Annotated in this window: 14 protein-coding genes; 9 read left to right on the top strand and 5 right to left on the bottom strand. The window is 56.7% G+C overall.

Annotated features, from left to right (window positions below; translation table 11 throughout):
* Positions 1–14: 14 nt before the first annotated feature.
* From Q1B21_RS06470 to Q1B21_RS06460, 3 genes are all read right to left on the bottom strand, one after another.
* Positions 15–1,286, bottom strand: coding sequence for an MFS transporter (locus tag Q1B21_RS06470; protein WP_298936039.1), 1,272 nt, complete (start codon positions 1,284–1,286; stop codon positions 15–17).
* A gap of 112 nt (positions 1,287–1,398) precedes the next feature.
* Entirely contained in the window at positions 1,399–2,445 is a 1,047-nt protein-coding gene (gene queA / locus Q1B21_RS06465; protein WP_299887580.1) for a tRNA preQ1(34) S-adenosylmethionine ribosyltransferase-isomerase QueA, read from the bottom strand.
* Positions 2,446–2,489: 44 nt separating this feature from the next.
* Entirely contained in the window at positions 2,490–5,879 is a 3,390-nt protein-coding gene (locus tag Q1B21_RS06460; RefSeq protein ID WP_299887310.1) for a DUF3971 domain-containing protein, read from the bottom strand.
* A gap of 68 nt (positions 5,880–5,947) precedes the next feature.
* Between Q1B21_RS06460 and Q1B21_RS06455 the strand changes: the two genes are divergently transcribed.
* The 7 genes from Q1B21_RS06455 (at position 5,948) to Q1B21_RS06425 (ending at position 12,624) form a co-directional block, all read left to right on the top strand.
* Positions 5,948–6,409 carry a peroxiredoxin gene (locus Q1B21_RS06455; protein WP_299887306.1) on the top strand — a complete coding sequence of 154 codons (462 nt, stop codon included), beginning with the start codon at positions 5,948–5,950 and terminating at the stop codon, positions 6,407–6,409.
* 87 nt (positions 6,410–6,496) lie between these two features.
* Positions 6,497–7,315 (top strand): ferritin-like domain-containing protein, encoded by an 819-nt coding sequence (locus Q1B21_RS06450; protein ID WP_299887577.1) that lies wholly within the window; start codon positions 6,497–6,499, stop codon positions 7,313–7,315.
* A 176-nt stretch (positions 7,316–7,491) separates the two neighbouring features.
* The gene (locus Q1B21_RS06445; protein WP_299887303.1) at positions 7,492–8,817 is read left to right on the top strand and encodes a M23 family metallopeptidase; all 1,326 of its coding nucleotides are present in this window, start codon (positions 7,492–7,494) and stop codon (positions 8,815–8,817) included.
* Positions 8,807–9,307, top strand: a complete 501-nt coding sequence (locus tag Q1B21_RS06440) for a polymer-forming cytoskeletal protein (protein ID WP_120632856.1) — start codon at positions 8,807–8,809, stop codon at positions 9,305–9,307. The genes Q1B21_RS06445 and Q1B21_RS06440 overlap by 11 nt, the downstream gene beginning before the upstream one ends.
* A 132-nt stretch (positions 9,308–9,439) precedes the next feature.
* Entirely contained in the window at positions 9,440–10,249 is an 810-nt protein-coding gene (locus Q1B21_RS06435; RefSeq protein WP_299887299.1) for a zinc-dependent peptidase, read from the top strand.
* Between the two features lie 187 nt (positions 10,250–10,436).
* The gene (gene aqpZ / locus Q1B21_RS06430) at positions 10,437–11,126 is read left to right on the top strand and encodes an aquaporin Z (RefSeq protein WP_299887296.1); all 690 of its coding nucleotides are present in this window, start codon (positions 10,437–10,439) and stop codon (positions 11,124–11,126) included.
* Positions 11,127–11,334: 208 nt separating this feature from the next.
* Positions 11,335–12,624: a hypothetical protein gene (locus Q1B21_RS06425; protein ID WP_299887293.1), complete on the top strand. Its 1,290-nt coding sequence runs from the start codon at positions 11,335–11,337 to the stop codon at positions 12,622–12,624.
* A gap of 123 nt (positions 12,625–12,747) precedes the next feature.
* On the opposite strand, the gene Q1B21_RS06420 is transcribed toward Q1B21_RS06425, so the two are convergent.
* Together Q1B21_RS06420 and Q1B21_RS06415 are read right to left on the bottom strand one after the other, a co-directional pair.
* A complete protein-coding gene (locus tag Q1B21_RS06420; RefSeq protein ID WP_299887290.1) occupies positions 12,748–13,305 on the bottom strand; it encodes a peptidylprolyl isomerase in 558 nt (185 codons plus the stop codon).
* The gene (locus Q1B21_RS06415; RefSeq protein WP_299887287.1) at positions 13,298–13,804 is read right to left on the bottom strand and encodes a peptidylprolyl isomerase; all 507 of its coding nucleotides are present in this window, start codon (positions 13,802–13,804) and stop codon (positions 13,298–13,300) included. Before Q1B21_RS06415 ends, Q1B21_RS06420 begins: the two co-directional genes overlap by 8 nt.
* A 134-nt stretch (positions 13,805–13,938) precedes the next feature.
* Between Q1B21_RS06415 and pgk the strand changes: the two genes are divergently transcribed.
* Positions 13,939–15,129 (top strand): phosphoglycerate kinase, encoded by a 1,191-nt coding sequence (gene pgk, locus Q1B21_RS06410; protein ID WP_299076072.1) that lies wholly within the window; start codon positions 13,939–13,941, stop codon positions 15,127–15,129.
* Between the two features lie 162 nt (positions 15,130–15,291).
* On the top strand, positions 15,292–15,591 hold the full coding sequence (locus Q1B21_RS06405) for a septum formation initiator family protein (protein ID WP_299887283.1): 300 nt from the start codon (positions 15,292–15,294) through the stop codon (positions 15,589–15,591).
* Positions 15,592–15,647: the final 56 nt, after the last annotated feature.

Below are 15,647 nucleotides of genomic sequence, written 5' to 3'. Positions count from 1 at the left end.
CATATTTTCGTGTCCTAGGCGGTATCCTGCGCGTCCTGCTCTTCCTGCGCAGCTTCGATGACAACCTCTTGAGCAACCTCCATCGCGATCGGTGACGAGGTTGGGTAGATCGGGGCGATGGCTCCGGTTTCATCAACAGGCACGTAGGCACGCTGTGTCATCCGATAGAGCGCATAAACCGCCATCGCAAACATTAAGGTAGCAATAAACAGGAAAAATCCCGGTGGTCCGACAACTCCACTACCCATCAACCACCCTGTGATCACTGGCCCGGCAATCGCACCAAGACCGTTGATAAAGACCAACCCACCAGAGGCCGCCGACATATCATCATATTCTAGATAGTCGTTTGTGTAGGCAACCAGCAGTGAATACAGCGGGCTTGTCATGCCGCCGATGATAAAAGCCGCAGACAACAAGGTTGTGAAAGTGGTGCCGAACATCATGCCAATCAATGCGCCGCCCCCTCCAACCGCTGACACCAGAAGGATCAAAATACGTCGATCAACCCTGTCTGATACCCATCCCAGGGGAAATTGCAGTAAAACAGCGCCAATGTAGAAAGCCGCCACAAATGACGAAATCTCGATCAGCGACAGCCCTGCCTGTGCTCCGTAAACAGCGCTCATCCCGAACTGGGCCGAAAACACGCCACCCAGCAGGAACATGCCAACGCAACCCAGCGGCGACGTTTCCATAAGCTTGCGCAGTGTCATTGGTTTGGTTGTATCAAAGGCGGGCGTTGGTGAGATCGAGAGCAAGATGGGCGCGAACGATACAGACACAAGAATGGATGCAATTACAAAGGTTTCATAGCCTGCTGGATCACCCACAAGCAACAGCGCCTGCGCGGTAACAACGCCCGTCATCTGCACGATCATGTATAGTGACAGGGCCTGACCACGATTTTCGTTGCTCGCCGCGTTGTTCAGCCAACTCTCTGCTGTGACATACACTCCTGAAAAACAGAACCCGATCACGACGCGGCCCAGCGACCATGCAATCGGGTCTGTGAGCATGGGGTACATAATCATGACGGCGGAAATGAACGAGGCCAAAGCGGCGAATACACGCACATGGCCTACCCGTCGTATCATCTCGGGGGCCAGGCGCGACCCCCCCAGAAAGCCAACAAAGTAGGCGGACATCACAAACGACATCTCTAGCGTCGAGAACCCTTCAATGTCTCCGCGCACGCCCAAAAGGGTACCCTGCAGGCCGTTGCCGACCATAAGCAGCCCCATACCGAGCAATAGCGCCCACGCGCTGGAAAGGACCTGAAGCATTGGGGCCTCCGAACTAAATCAACCTGAGTTTTGGAATCGTTTTGCGATCAAAAAACGCTCTGGTCGCGCTTGTCTACGACATTCCCAAATGTCGATCCCGTGAACACGCCCTTCAGGGGATCAAAAGCGACGCATCCCCATAAGAAAAGAAACGATAGTTCTTCTCAATCGCATGGGCATAGACGGTTTGCATTCTCTCTTGCCCCATCAGGGCAGAGACCAGCATCAGCAAAGTAGACTTCGGCAGGTGGAAATTGGTCATCAAAGCGTCAGTCACAGCGAACTTGAAGCCCGGATAGATAAAGATGTCGGTTTCGCCTACCCAGTCTTGGATCACGCCACCGCGCGCAGCACTTTCGATCAGGCGCAGGGCCGTTGTACCAACCGGAATGACCCGCCCTCCGGCGGCTTTGGTCGCGCGGATTTCTTCGGCTGCGGCTGCGCTGACACATCCCCATTCGGCATGCATTTTATGAGTGGTCACGTCCTCGACCTTGACCGGTAAAAACGTGCCCGCCCCCACATGTAATGTGACATGACTGAATTCGACGCCGCGCTCGGCCAGAGCGCTCATAAGCGGATCGTCGAAGTGCAGCGACGCCGTTGGCGCGGCGACCGCCCCGGAATTGCGCGCCCAGATCGTCTGGTAGTCCGTCTTGTCTTTGTCGTCTGCAGGGCGTTTGGCAGCGATGTAAGGTGGCAGTGGCATGGCCCCTGCTTGTTCCAGCGCGGCGTCGAAATCATCACCTGTCAAGTTGAAGCGCAGATAGGCCTGACCGTCGCTGACCTGCTCCAGCGTCGCGCTGAGCTGGTCCGAAAACAAGATCTCTTCGCCCAGCTTTATCTTTTTCAAAGGCTTGATCAGTGCGGACCATGTCCCATCAGCCTGTGGGTCCAGCAAAGTCGCCTCTATCGCCGCCGAAACCGCGCCTTGCACGCTGTGCCGATGGCGCCGCCCGCTAAGACGCGCCGGGATCACCCGCGTGTCATTCAACACCAACCGGTCGCCGGGCTGCAGCCAATCCGGCAGGTCAAACACGTGACAATCTGCGATCGCACCCCCATGCGCCACCAAAAGACGTGCGGACGAGCGCGGGCTGACGGGCCGCGTTGCAATCAGGTCTTCGGGAAGTTGGAAATCAAAATCGCTGAGTTTCATGGATGCGCCATACAAGGCAGAAAAAGATTCGGCCATATCCCCAGTCAGTTGTCTCTGGGTGGGGATCCGAAAGTACGCTTCGGTTCATCAGGTTTCTGCGGCTGCGCATTGGGTCCGTCCGAAACGGTGGGGGCTGGCGCGCGCAACAGATTTCGCAGGAACAATGGGGCAAGGCCTGACAATGGGTTCACGGACACTTGCGGCGAATCCAGCGGTCCGGTCAGCGTATAGTTGAAACCTATTATGCCCTCACCTTTGCGGGTGAACACGCTGCCAATCGCATTCACCAGATAGATCGGAGAGATGGCGCCACGCAAATTCAACATCCCTGCGACGGGATCAATGGTACCGTCAAAAGACAACCCCATAGAAGGGCCAACGGCGCTGCCGCTCAACACCTTGATTTCCGTCGGCGTGAGCCGCATCCGGCTTTCGATCGTCGAGAAGAATATGCCCTGCCCTGCCATCTCATCCAGCAGCCCGATCAGGCTGATGGCGTTGAGCAATGCAGCCATGGCCGGTGCGTCCTGAATGCGCGTGTTGATGATTTTCAGGATCACGTCGTAGCTGCCCGGCGCGCCGACCGGCTCTAACTGCAAATCAAGACCGCCGCCCCGTGCTTGCGTCAGCAGACCGGCTGATCGCAGAACGGCGCCTGCGTTCTCGGACGTAAGGGTGACTGCGCTGCGACCGCCGCGCGGGATAACCTGCCCGCGAACAGAGGCTCCGCTGTTGACCTGTGCCGTAAACCCGCCATTGATGCCCCCAGTGGTCGCAAACGAGCCTTTGAACCCGGTTAAGGCGACTGTTTCAGTGACCTGTAATCGATCCAGCGCTACATCCAATTTTGGCCCGGCGGCTGCCGAGCTGTCCCCAGCCCCTCCACCTTCGCCAAACGTTGCACGGCCCAGATTTATAACACCACCCAGAATCCGAATGTCTGGCACTGCAGCGCCACGTCCCACCAGCTCTGCCGGAACAGCCAGCCAATCGCCAATCTCGAACGAGCTGAAACGGACGCGGTCAAAGCCGCCATCTTCCCGAAACGAGATAGATGCGGCCGTGCGCAGACCTGCAGCGTCCAGCCGCAACGAGTCGACACTCAACCTTTGTCCCAGTGTCGCCTCGGCCGTTAGGTTTCCTTTGCTGCCGTTGGTCTTGCGCCAGCCCAATTCAGGAATGGCAAGCGCGACCCCTTCCAAGTCTGAGGACGCGGATAGCTTGGGTGGTTCGCCTGCGCCGATCCCCAAGGCGATATCCGCAGTGCCCTGCCCGGTTAGCATACCTTGCGGCAAGCCTGCGTTAATCGCCTGCATCAACCGCGGGGATAGCTCGATCTGGCCAGTCAGTTCGCTGCGTTGTGCGGTCTCTCCATCAATAGGTTGCCGCCATTTCGCCTGAATGGGAACGCCATCGAACAGTCCCTCACCTTCAATCTGAACACCTGTCTGATCCCCGCTAAGATCAAGCATGTCGGCACTGACCGTAAACCCTGGCACCAGTCGGCCGCTGTTCAAATTCCCCAGATCGCCATCGAAGTGGAATTCTGTATCCTGAAACTTCAGGCCCTTTTTCAACGGTAGTGACAGTGTTCCGGACAAAGACACCGACCCATCAGCTAGATCGACCGGCAAGTTGGCTTTGCTCAGCAGTTCCAGCGGAGGCCTGTCCAGCAACGACAACGCAGCCGTTACGCTGCCTTTTGCCCTGATCCGCGCAATCGCTGGTGCGGATTTTTTGATATCGGTATCTGGAATAATAAAAGACGTCCCCGACGCATCTACCCCACCGCCCTGATCGGCCTGAACCACCCCGTTTTCGGCTGTTGCGGTAAATCTGCCATTGATCAGGCTGGCCTGCCCCTGTGCCCCAACGATCGGAGGCAGCGTTTTGGCAAATCGGATCTTGGCTTTTTCGAACCCGAAATCCAGATAGATATCTGGTTTGCCTCCGGGCTCTAGCCGCAAGGCGAAATCCATGTCCGAGAGGTCGCCTTCGTACAGGTTTTCTGTAACCCATTCGCGTGGCTTTGGGGCCAGACGCTCGGGCCAATATCCCAAAACCTGTTCCGATGACATGCCATCCAGATGGGCATCCAGCTGAACAGCCCAGCCGTCTGGTCGCCCCGTCAGATTACCCGACGCACGCACGGTGTGATCCGTGTCGTAGACGGTCATTTGCCCAAGGTGCAGCTGAAAGGGCGCAAACTCCATCTTGAAGTCGAGATCCGCCTGAGACAGCTGAAGTGCCTCGGGAAACAGGTTTGCCGGGTTTACATTAATGCCGGTTAAACGCAGCTGTGCCGCCAAACTGTCAAGGATGCCGTCCTCGACCCCAGCCAGGAACGCAGTGCCTTCGGCCTGCACCGACCCCCAAGCGGACTTTACGGAAACCTCGTTAAAATCGAGCGCCTGACGGCGCGGATCATACGTGAAATATGTGCGCGCAGATTCAAAGGGGACGGGACGGGTTTCCGGATTTGGTTGCACTGCGCCGGCGCCCAGATTCAACGTGGCAAACAATGGCCCGACGGCGCCTTCGCCATCAATACTGCCGCGCAACGCGCCTGAAATCGGCGTTCGCAGCACCTGCAACCAACCCAGCGCAGGGCTTTGACCGGCAATGTCTTCTGCCGGCAGATCCGTGATTGAAACCCCGAACCGCGCGGCGGGGGACCCCAGAACGCTAGAGTAATTTGCCTCGATCGTGCTGATATAATCACGCCCAGCCAGAACGGAAAACCCCGTCGCCAACCGCATTTCGCTGGCGCTGCGGGTTACCAATATATGCCCGCCATCCAGAACCCAGGATCGTTCCAGCCGAAGATCGCGATAGTCTAAGGTAATCGCATCCAGTTCCACCGATGTCAGTGCGGACAGGTTTTCGGACAGAAAGACCTGATCCGAGGTCTCGATCAGCTGCGCCAAGTTTGGCGCTTCTCGCACCGGCGCACTTCCGGCGCCGACGGTCAGCGTCAGCGCGCCGTCTTTTCCGCGCGTCAGGGCGACCTGTGCCCCGCTAAGGATAATGCGCTTCGGCCTGACGTGGCCCCGCAGCAAGGGACGCATGGCAAGGCTGGCCCGCATATCGGACACTTGCGCAATCTGCTGTCCTGCTGCGTCGCTGATGCTGACATCCGTTAACCTCAGACGGGGCCGCCACCCTTCGTGAATGACAAAGCTGACATCGCCGAAACGGATCTGCAGACCGCCAAGCGTTTGCTCCAGCCGCGCTTCGACCCGGTCCCGCAGCCAGGCAGGCGCGTGCATGCGCTGGCCAATGACCATGAAACCCGCGAATAGGGCCAGAAAAACCAGCAACAACACGCCGCGCATGGTCCAAATTCCCGCAGTGCGACGGCGCGACCGACGACGCGCGGATTTACCCGGCCGTTCGCCCCCGTCATGTTCCTGCTGCGCCAATTTGGTGTCCACGCCTTTCAACCTGCCCGTGCCGCCCTATGATATCGGGCAGCCTATGAGAATCTTTAGCGGAGTTTCCAATGCCTGACGTCTCAGACATCGCCCCTAATTTCACACTGCCCCGCGACGGCGGCGGCGAAGTGACCTTATCGGACCTGCGCGGCGGTACCGTCGTTTTGTTCTTTTATCCCCGCGATGATACGCCGGGCTGCACCAAGGAATCCATCGGTTTCTCAGAGCAACTTCAAGCCTTTGCCGATGCAGGTGCTAAGGTCTTTGGCATCTCACGCGATAGCGTGACCAAACATGACAAATTCGTCGCCAAACATGGGCTGACCACGCCTTTGCTATCGGACGAGAACTCGACCGTCTGCGAGGATTACGGCGTGTGGGTCGAAAAGAATATGTATGGCCGCAAGTCGATGGGGATCGAACGGTCGACGTTCGTAGTCAATGGCGAAGGCCGCATCGCAATCGTCTGGCGCAAAGTGAAAGTGCCTGGTCATGTGGACGCGGTGCTGGAGGCAGTTAAAGCGCTGTAACGCCCTCGACCTGGGTTGCCATCCGGTTTATTCCGCACCCAGACCAATGACAGGCGGAGCAAACCCGTGGCTTTAACACTGACCGAGATGGCAACTGAGGTCCTGACAACCGCGGATGGTCAGGCCAAGACCGCCCTGTCCAAACGCCACGCCGCTGCATGGTTTGCGGCGCGCAAGGGCGACGCGCCGGAGATTGAGGTTGGCACCGCAGCACCACCGTTGAATCCGGCGCGCCCAGACAAACCTGAATTGCTGTCCCCGCGTGATGTCCCGAGACGCCGCCCCGGTACAGACGCCGGGCGTATCGCGCTGCTGCATGCCGTGGCACACATCGAGCTGAATGCTGTCGATCTGCATTGGGATATCATCGCCCGCTTTGGTCATGTCCCGATGCCAATCGGGTTCTATGACGATTGGGTCAAATGCGCCGAAGAGGAATCGCGCCATTTTGAGATGGTGTGCGAGTGCCTGGATCAGATGGGTAGCCACTATGGCGCCCTGCCCGCCCATGCCGGAATGTGGCGCGCCGCAGAGGATACTGCCGAAGATCTGATGGGGCGGCTTGCCGTGGTACCTATGGTTCTTGAAGCTCGGGGCTTGGACGTAACACCCGGCATGATCGACATATTTCGCAAAGCACAGGCCGATCACGCGATCGCCGCGCTGGAAGTGATCTACGCCGAAGAGGTCGGGCATGTTGCCTATGGATCGAAATGGTTTCATTTCCTGTGCGGGCGCGAAAATCTGGACCCGAAAGATGTGTTTCATCAACTGGTCCGCCGCTACTTTCACGGGCAACTGAAGCCGCCTTTCAACGAAGAGAAACGCGCCGAGGCGGGCCTGCCGCCAGATTTTTACTGGCCTCTGACCGAAGATGTGCCCGCGCCCGGCTCAGTCTCAAAGTGATCCTTTTTAGGTTAGTTTCGGCAACTTCTCGCCGATGACGCGCGGGAATTGCATGTTCTCAGACCCATATTGGTCAACAAACTTGCCCGAACGCGGCTGCCCCTTTATGCAGTCCGCCCAAGGGGCGGCGAACCACTCACGACCGGTCCCGATCTTGGGGATGAAAGGTGAGGCGCGTGAGAACACGTCTGGCAATAAAACTACACTCACTACTAGAACGGCAATTTCCGGAACGTCGTGTGTTCCTGAAATCGGATCAGGACACGCGGTTTATACGTCTCAGTTCGGAAACTCAGTTTTTCGCGGTGGCAGGTGTCGCCGTGATCGTGGGTTGGACTGCAGTCGCAACAGCGATCCTGCTGATGGACAGTATCGGGTCGGGAAATTTCCGCGAACAAGCGAAACGGGATCAAGCGACCTATCAAGAGCGCCTGAATGTGTTGTCGACAGAACGCGATGCACGAGCGCATGAGGCACTGGCCGCACAAGATCGGTTCAACGCCGCGCTGGACCAGATCTCAGTGATGCAGTCAGAACTTCTGGCATCGGAAAACCGCCGCCGCGAGCTGGAAACCGGAATCGAAGTGATCCAAACCACTTTGCGCGCGACAATGAAACAGCGTGAGGCAGTTCGGACCGAACTGGCAGAGTTGCAACAAGACGCTGAAGGCGCGGACTTGTACCAGGCTGCCGTCGCCAATCCTGTCCAGATGGAATTCATGACCGAAGCGCTGGCGCGCACTGCTGAAGAGCGTGACCAGATCGCCGCAAACGCGCAGAACGCCTTGGATCAGCGCGACGATCTCGAGCTTGAAATCCAACTGATGCAGGAACGCAGCGACGAGATTTTCCGTCAGCTGGAAGAGGCCATGGTTATCTCGGTCGAGCCACTGGACAAAATGTTCCGGCAGGCTGGCATGCCCACAGATCGTATCATCGAAGAGGTCCGGCGCGGATATAGCGGTATTGGCGGTCCGTTAACCCCTTTAACGTTCAGCACACGCGGAGAAGAGCTGTCCGCAGATGAGATCCGCGCCAACACACTGCTGCAGCAGATGGATCAGTTGAACCTCTATCGTCTCGCAGCAGAAAAAGCGCCTTTTGCCAGCCCCGTTCGGGCCGCCGTTCGCTTTACCAGCGGATATGGCACACGCCGCGACCCCAAAACTGGCGGACGGCGCATGCATAACGGCGCAGATTTCGCCGGTGCGCAGGGCACCGACATCTTCGCGACCGCTGATGGTGTAGTGTCACATGCAGGCTGGCAATCGGGCTTCGGACGGCTGGTCAAGATCAAGCACGCGTTTGGAATTGAGACACTTTACGCTCATAACACCAAGATCAACGTAAAGGTCGGTCAAAGGGTCTCGCGCGGGGATCATATTGCTGATATGGGTAGCACCGGACGGTCTACCGGCACGCATCTTCACTATGAGGTGCGCGTGAACGGAAAACCTGTTAACCCAATGACTTACATCAAGGCTGCGAGAAATGTTTTCTAAGAGCAAAATCAACGAGCCCGGATCCAAAGAGGCTGAGGCAACAAAACCGGCTGCCCCGGCGACTCCGGCGGCACCAGCACCGGCAGAACCGAAGGCCAGCACCGCGCCCAAGCCAAAGCCCCCCGCATCGGTTTTGTCCTCGGACCTGCACATCACAGGCAACCTAAAGACAACCGGCGACATTCAGGTTGAAGGCACGGTTGAAGGCGATATCCGCGCCCACCTGCTGACAATCGGTGAAACCGCAACCATCAAAGGCGAAGTCACCGCGGATGACGTTGTTGTAAACGGCCGTATCGTGGGCCGGGTACGTGGCCTGAAAGTGCGCCTGACCTCTACCGCACGTGTGGAAGGCGACATCATCCACAAGACCATCGCCATCGAAAGCGGCGCGCATTTTGAAGGCTCCGTCCAGCGTCAGGATGATCCGCTGAACCCCGGCCGCAGCTCGAAACCGGGTGCCAACCCGGCGGCCGAAGTCAAACAGTAAGTTCTTTCATAACAACAGAAATTCAAACGCCGCAGGTCAGCCTGCGGCGTTTCATTTTGGGGTATGCTGCCAAGAGCAGGTCGATACATGATCAGAGTTCCAACTCGGGCCTGATACAGATAGAATTCCCATATGTTGATTTTTCTTACAATTGTCGCACTGATCGCCGGGGCCCTGATCTTTCACCAATGGTCCAAGTCGCAAGCGCGTAAGTCGTTGCTGGCTGCTCCGCTGACGACGTATCAAAGCGACCTCATCGAAAGCCACGTTCCCATTGTGCGACGGTTACCGCCGGACCTGCGCGCCAAGCTGGATGGAAAGGTGAACCTGTTTCTGGATCAAGTGAACTTTTTCGGTTGTGACGGTCTGGAGGTCACAGAAGAGATGCAGCTGTCGGTTGCTGCACAGGCGAGTCTTCTCGTGGCCAACAATGATATGTGGTACGACAACCTGACGACCATTTTGATTTATCCCAATGCCTTCAAATCCCGGCAAAGCAAACACAGCGGCTATGTCGTGACCGAGAAGGAAGTCATAAGGACCGGTGAAAGCTGGAATCGCGGCCCGGTGATCCTGTCCTGGGCGCACAGTCAGCAAGGCGCGATGAATGACCATGATGGCCAAAATGTTGTCTTTCATGAGTTTGCGCATCAAATCGACGATCTATCTGGCAGCACAAATGGCGTCCCCGTTCTAAGCCGCGGACAGAGCTTTGATGAATGGGAGAGTGTCTTTCTGACAGCTTACAATGCCCATGTACGCGCTGTTGAAACCGGGCAACCAGTCGTCATCGACCCTTATGGCGCAGAGGGTCATGAAGAGTTCTTTGCCGTAGCCGTCGAAGTGTTTTTTGAGAAACCGCAGGCGTTAAAACAAGAGAACCCGAAAGTTTATGAACAACTGGAAAAGCTCTTGCACCTTGATCCCGCGACCTGGGTTTAGCCCATCCGAAGAAACTTCGCATAACGGCGCCAGCCCCGCGAAAGACGGTCAGCTGGTGACCGATATTGATCATCGAGCCAGTTGGCATGTGACAAAAGATCAATCGAAATTCCCCATTCGCGCCAATCTGACATAAGATAAGTCTTGTTGCACAATTTCATAAGACTGTTTTGACTTAGGAGTTTTCATGTCTTCCAAACTCATGGCCGAGTTCTTCGGCACTTTCTGGCTGGTCCTTGGAGGCTGTGGCAGTGCGGTACTTGCGGCGGGCGTCGCTGATGTCGGGATCGGATGGCTGGGTGTGTCCTTGGCATTTGGCCTGACGGTTCTGACTATGGCGTACACAGTCGGTCATATCTCGGGCGGCCATTTCAACCCGGCGGTCAGCCTTGGCCTGATGATCGGTGGACGGTTTCCAGCCAAGGATTTGATCCCCTACTGGGCGGCTCAGGTATTTGGCTCTTTGGCAGCAGCGGCGGTTCTGTACCTGATCGTTAGCGGTGCACCGGACTTTATCGGGGTCGGCAGTTTCGCCTCAAACGGGTATGGGGACGCATCGCCCGAGGGCTATTCGATGCTGTCTGCGCTGGTGATCGAAATCGTGATGACCGCGTTCTTTATTCTCATCATTCTGGGTGCAACATCGGACAAAGCACCAGCCGGGTTCGCCCCGATCGCCATTGGACTTGGGTTAACCCTGATCCATCTGGTATCGATTCCAGTGACAAACACCTCGGTCAACCCGGCGCGATCGACTGGCGTGGCATTGTTTGCCGATGGACCTGCTCTGTCGCAGCTTTGGCTGTTCTGGGTCGCTCCGCTAATCGGTGGCGCCTTGGGCGCGATGATCTGGAAAATCATATCGGCAGACAAGTAAAACAGCCAATCAAAGGCGCAACTATGTCGGTTGCGTCGACTACCGTGTTTGTATTGCGTCGACCCGGCCGGTCCTTGTGCGGCCAAGGTTGCAACGTTCGAAATTCGCAGGTCACACATCGTGTAAGATTCCGGCACTGCTGAATTGGCCGGTTGAATTCCAGTAAAAAGCCACGAAAATCAGGCCATATGTATACGAGTTCGAATTCATGAAATCCCGCACCGGTTTCAAACGCCCCGCGTCCTCGATCCCGGCAACAACCGGTTTGGTGGCTGTGATCAGCATCCCGGTTCTTCACTACCTGTGGCCGGATATGCCGAGTGTTTCGGACCGGGATCAAACCGTGTTATTTGCCTTGTCGGTCTTCGGGCTGATGGCGTTGTCCGAATTCTACTTTGCCAAACTGCATCGATTGCCGGGCAGCGGTCTGGTCTACAGGTTGCGTAATTTTTCCGACCCCACCTATATTCGGGATTTTCAGATCAAGCTGGTTGGATTGATCACAAGCGCTGCCCTGTTGGCGCTGCTCTACTGGTCGGCTGATCTGTACCGGGGCGACTGGTACACGCCTTTCTTCTCGCTATTGGCAGACTATTGGGGGCTTATCCTGGGCGTCGTTTTGGCCGTTGTGACATCGGTTCATTTCATGATGCGTCACCCACGTGACGGGATGTGGCATCTTGGGCAGGTTGTCCTGACCATGGGCCGCCAATCCACCAAGGCGCGGGGTTTGAAAGTCTATCTGCTGGGCCTTGGCGTCAAAGGGTTCTTTCTGCCGCTGATGTTCTGTTATCTGGTTTATGACTGGACGTTTTTCCAGTCCAGATCGCTTTGGGATGCCTCGGGGTTTCCGGAAGTCTACGAATATCTTTTCAGGTTTTCGTTCTTTCTGGACCTGACCGTTGTTGTCATAGGATATGCAACTGCTACGCGCCTATTGATTTCCCATATCCGCTGGACCGAAACCACGGTTTCAGGGTGGCTGGTTTGCATAATCTGCTATTCCCCATTCTGGCAAGTCCTGTCCCGAGACTACTTCAACTATGTTCAGGACGATTTCGCCTGGGGCGCATGGCTTTGGAATTACCCGGTCGCCTATACGATCTGGGGCAGCACAATCCTGTTCTTTTTGGGGATGTATTGCCTGACGGCAGCTCGTATGGGCCTAAGGTTTTCGAACCTCACATATCGGGGGCTCGCCTGTGACTTCCCCTACAATATCAGCAAACATCCATCTTACATTAGCAAGAACATCAGCTGGTGGCTGGTTTCGATCCCCTTCATCGCGGTGGATTTCTGGGCGGGCGTTGCCAATTGCATCGCTTTGCTGGGTGTGAATGCCATCTATTTCCTGCGCGCGTGGCACGAGGAACGATGCCTGTCACAAGCGCCATCCTACCGCGCCTATCAGCGCTACATTAACGAAAATGGATTGCTGGCACGGATCAAAAACAGCGTGTCCAGATCAGAACCTCGGACATCAGAGAAGGTGAACTGACGCCGGGCTTTGGTCAACGTCGCTGGCTTTGGGTGGATCAATTCTACCGGAAAAGTGCGGTGACCATCAAGCAGGCAGACAAGTTAGAACCCGCCGCATCCATTGGCGCCGGGTTCTTAAAGTTTATTCTGTGACGGTGACCTTTTTCATCACATCCGGCTGACCGACAACCGCGCCGTTCTGACCTTCGCCACGTTTGATTGCGTCAACGACATCCATTCCGTCGGTGACCTGACCAACAACCGTGTATTGGCCGTCCAAGAACGGGCCCGGTTCGAACATGATGAAGAACTGCGAATTGGCGCTGTTGGGATCTTGCGACCGCGCCATCCCGACAACGCCCCGATCAAAGGTGACGTCCGAGAATTCAGCCGGCAAATCTGCACGAGCGGATCCGCCGCGACCAGCGTTGTTAATATTAAAGTTTTCAGCGGATTGATCGCCGAATTCCACATCCCCGGTCTGGGCCATGAAACCTTCGATCACACGGTGAAAGACGACGCCATCATACTGGCCTTCGGTTGCCAATGCCGAGATTTGCTCGACATGTTTCGGGGCGACGTCATCAAACAGGTCGATTGTGATCGTGCCGTTGGCGCCCTCACCCTCGACCTCGATCTGTAGACCCGTGGCCAGCGCGGGGCTGGCCAGCAGGGCAAAAACAGCGGCCAGCTTATGCATCTACGGCCACCTTGACGCTAATCATACGATCCGGGTTCGCTGGTGGCTCACCCTTAACGATGGCATCCACATGCTCCATCCCGTCGATCACACGACCATAGACCGTGTACTGACCATTCAGGAAATGGTTGTCCTTGAAGTTGATAAAGAACTGCGAATTGGCCGAATCCGGGTTTTGCGAGCGTGCGGCGCCCAATGTGCCCCGGTCATGTGGCAGCTTCGAGAACTCGGCCGGAACGTTTGGCAGTGACGATCCACCGGTGCCAGCCATGCGCAGATTGAACCCGTCTTCCATGTCGCCGTGCTGTACGTCACCGGTCTGCGCCATGAACCCGTCAATCACACGGTGAAACGCCACGTTGTCATATTCACCTGCACGTGCCAGCTCTTTCATCCGTGCACTGTGCTGCGGTGCTACATCCGGCAACAGTTCGATGATGACATTGCCACCACTCAGTTCGACGATGATTGTGTTTTCGGGATCCTTGATCTCGGCCATGAGGCCCTCCTGTCGTTTTATCTTGCGCAAATACCTATGACGCACGCGCACGAATGCCAAGTGACGCATTGACCTGAGGGCAAAATGCAGGAAAAGAACCGCCTAAATCAGTTTCAACACTTAAGGATCACGCGATGAGCTGGAAAACGCTGGACGATATCGACCTGAACGGCAAACGCGTGCTGGTGCGCGTCGACATTAATGTGCCGGTCGTGGATGGGGCTGTGACGGACGCCACCCGCATTCAGCGCATCGTGCCAACCGTGCGTGACATTCTTGCGGCGGACGGCAAACCGATCCTGCTGGCCCATTTTGGACGCCCCGGCGGCGAGCGGCGCGAGAGCCTGTCATTGAAGCAACTCGTGCCCACGCTGGAAAACGCCTTCAACGCCCAGGTTCTGTTTGCCGCTGATTGTGTCGGCGTCGAAGCGGAACTGGCAGCAGAAGAACTTCAACCGGGTCAGGTTTTGCTGCTGGAAAACACCCGCTTTCACGCAGCCGAGACGAAAAACGATCCTGATCTTGCCGCTGGCATGGCCCGGTTGGGCGATATCTACTGCAACGACGCCTTCTCGGCCGCGCACCGCGCCCACAGTTCGACCGAAGCCATTGCGCGCCTGTTGCCATCCTGTGCAGGCCGTTTGATGCAGGCCGAGTTGGAGGCGCTGGAAGGTGCGCTGAGTGCCCCTAAACGTCCGGTGACAGCGGTGGTTGGTGGGGCCAAGGTTTCAACCAAGCTGGAACTGCTGGGCAACCTGATCGACAAGGTCGACTATCTGGTGATCGGCGGCGGCATGGCAAACACCTTTCTGGTCGCCAAGGGCATCAACGTCGGCAACTCGCTGGCCGAGACCGCGATGAAAGATACGGCGGCAGATATTCTGACCAAAGCCGACAAAACCGGATGCAAAATCGTTCTGCCAAGTGACATCGTGGTCGCAGAAAAATTCGAGGCCAACGCCCCGCATCAAGTACTGCCTGCCGACCAATGTCCAGATAACGGCATGATCCTGGACGCCGGCCCAGACAGCGTTGCCGAGATCACCGAGGTTTTTGCCCAAAGCCAAACGCTGATTTGGAACGGCCCGCTGGGCGCGTTCGAGTTGGAGCCGTTTGACACCGCCACCAATGCCGCTGCCCTGAAAGCTGCGGCGCTGACCCGGTCCGGTCAACTTGTCTCGGTCGCTGGCGGAGGCGACACGGTCGCTGCCCTGAATGCCTCGGGCGCTGCGCATGATTTTTCCTACATCTCAACCGCCGGTGGCGCGTTTCTGGAATGGATGGAAGGCAAGACACTGCCGGGTGTTGCAGCACTTGAGCACTAACCCGGCCTGCTGATGCTTGCACATCACAACAAAGCGCCAAGACGCATTTCGGCGCTTTTTGCGAATCAGGGGATTCACATAGCGAATCACCTGTGACATAGTGCTGACAGATGCCCGCAAAGGGCACGTTTTTGAGGCAGATTTCATACGGCGGTAAACAGAGTGTCCCGTTCCCATCGGCCCGGTTTGGGCGCAGTTGTCTTTTTCTCGGTGGCTTTCATGCTGGGTGTGTATTTCACCTTTGCCGCCGTGCAGGGCGACTATGGCCTGTTCAGACGGGTCGAGATTGCTGCGGAACGGGATGCCCTGTCGCGCAACCTGGCTCAGCTTGATGCCGAGATCGCCGAAGTGGAAAACCTGACGCGTCGCTTGTCTGACACTTATCTGGATCTCGACCTGCTCGATCAGCAAGCCCGATCGATCCTGGGTATGATCCGCGCGGACGAGATCGTTATCCAATAGCCTCCTCCCGCCTGTTGATCTAAAGACACATCCTTCAAGACTTCCAACACCTTAAG

The organism is uncultured Ruegeria sp. (assembly GCF_947504215.1).
Lineage (GTDB): Bacteria > Pseudomonadota > Alphaproteobacteria > Rhodobacterales > Rhodobacteraceae > Ruegeria.
The sequence above is the reverse complement of the archived record's forward strand: the minus strand, read 5'-3'. Positions and strand labels throughout refer to the sequence as shown.

Coding starts and splice junctions, on each gene's coding strand:
- Q1B21_RS06470 (WP_298936039.1), bottom strand. CDS start 1,286: ATGCTTCAGGTCCTTTCCAGCGCGTGGGCGCTATTGCTCGGTATGGGG.
- queA (WP_299887580.1), bottom strand. CDS start 2,445: ATGAAACTCAGCGATTTTGATTTCCAACTTCCCGAAGACCTGATTGCA.
- Q1B21_RS06455 (WP_299887306.1), top strand. CDS start 5,948: ATGCCTGACGTCTCAGACATCGCCCCTAATTTCACACTGCCCCGCGAC.
- Q1B21_RS06450 (WP_299887577.1), top strand. CDS start 6,497: ATGGCAACTGAGGTCCTGACAACCGCGGATGGTCAGGCCAAGACCGCC.
- Q1B21_RS06440 (WP_120632856.1), top strand. CDS start 8,807: ATGTTTTCTAAGAGCAAAATCAACGAGCCCGGATCCAAAGAGGCTGAG.
- Q1B21_RS06435 (WP_299887299.1), top strand. CDS start 9,440: ATGTTGATTTTTCTTACAATTGTCGCACTGATCGCCGGGGCCCTGATC.
- aqpZ (WP_299887296.1), top strand. CDS start 10,437: ATGTCTTCCAAACTCATGGCCGAGTTCTTCGGCACTTTCTGGCTGGTC.
- Q1B21_RS06425 (WP_299887293.1), top strand. CDS start 11,335: ATGAAATCCCGCACCGGTTTCAAACGCCCCGCGTCCTCGATCCCGGCA.
- Q1B21_RS06420 (WP_299887290.1), bottom strand. CDS start 13,305: ATGCATAAGCTGGCCGCTGTTTTTGCCCTGCTGGCCAGCCCCGCGCTG.
- Q1B21_RS06415 (WP_299887287.1), bottom strand. CDS start 13,804: ATGGCCGAGATCAAGGATCCCGAAAACACAATCATCGTCGAACTGAGT.
- pgk (WP_299076072.1), top strand. CDS start 13,939: ATGAGCTGGAAAACGCTGGACGATATCGACCTGAACGGCAAACGCGTG.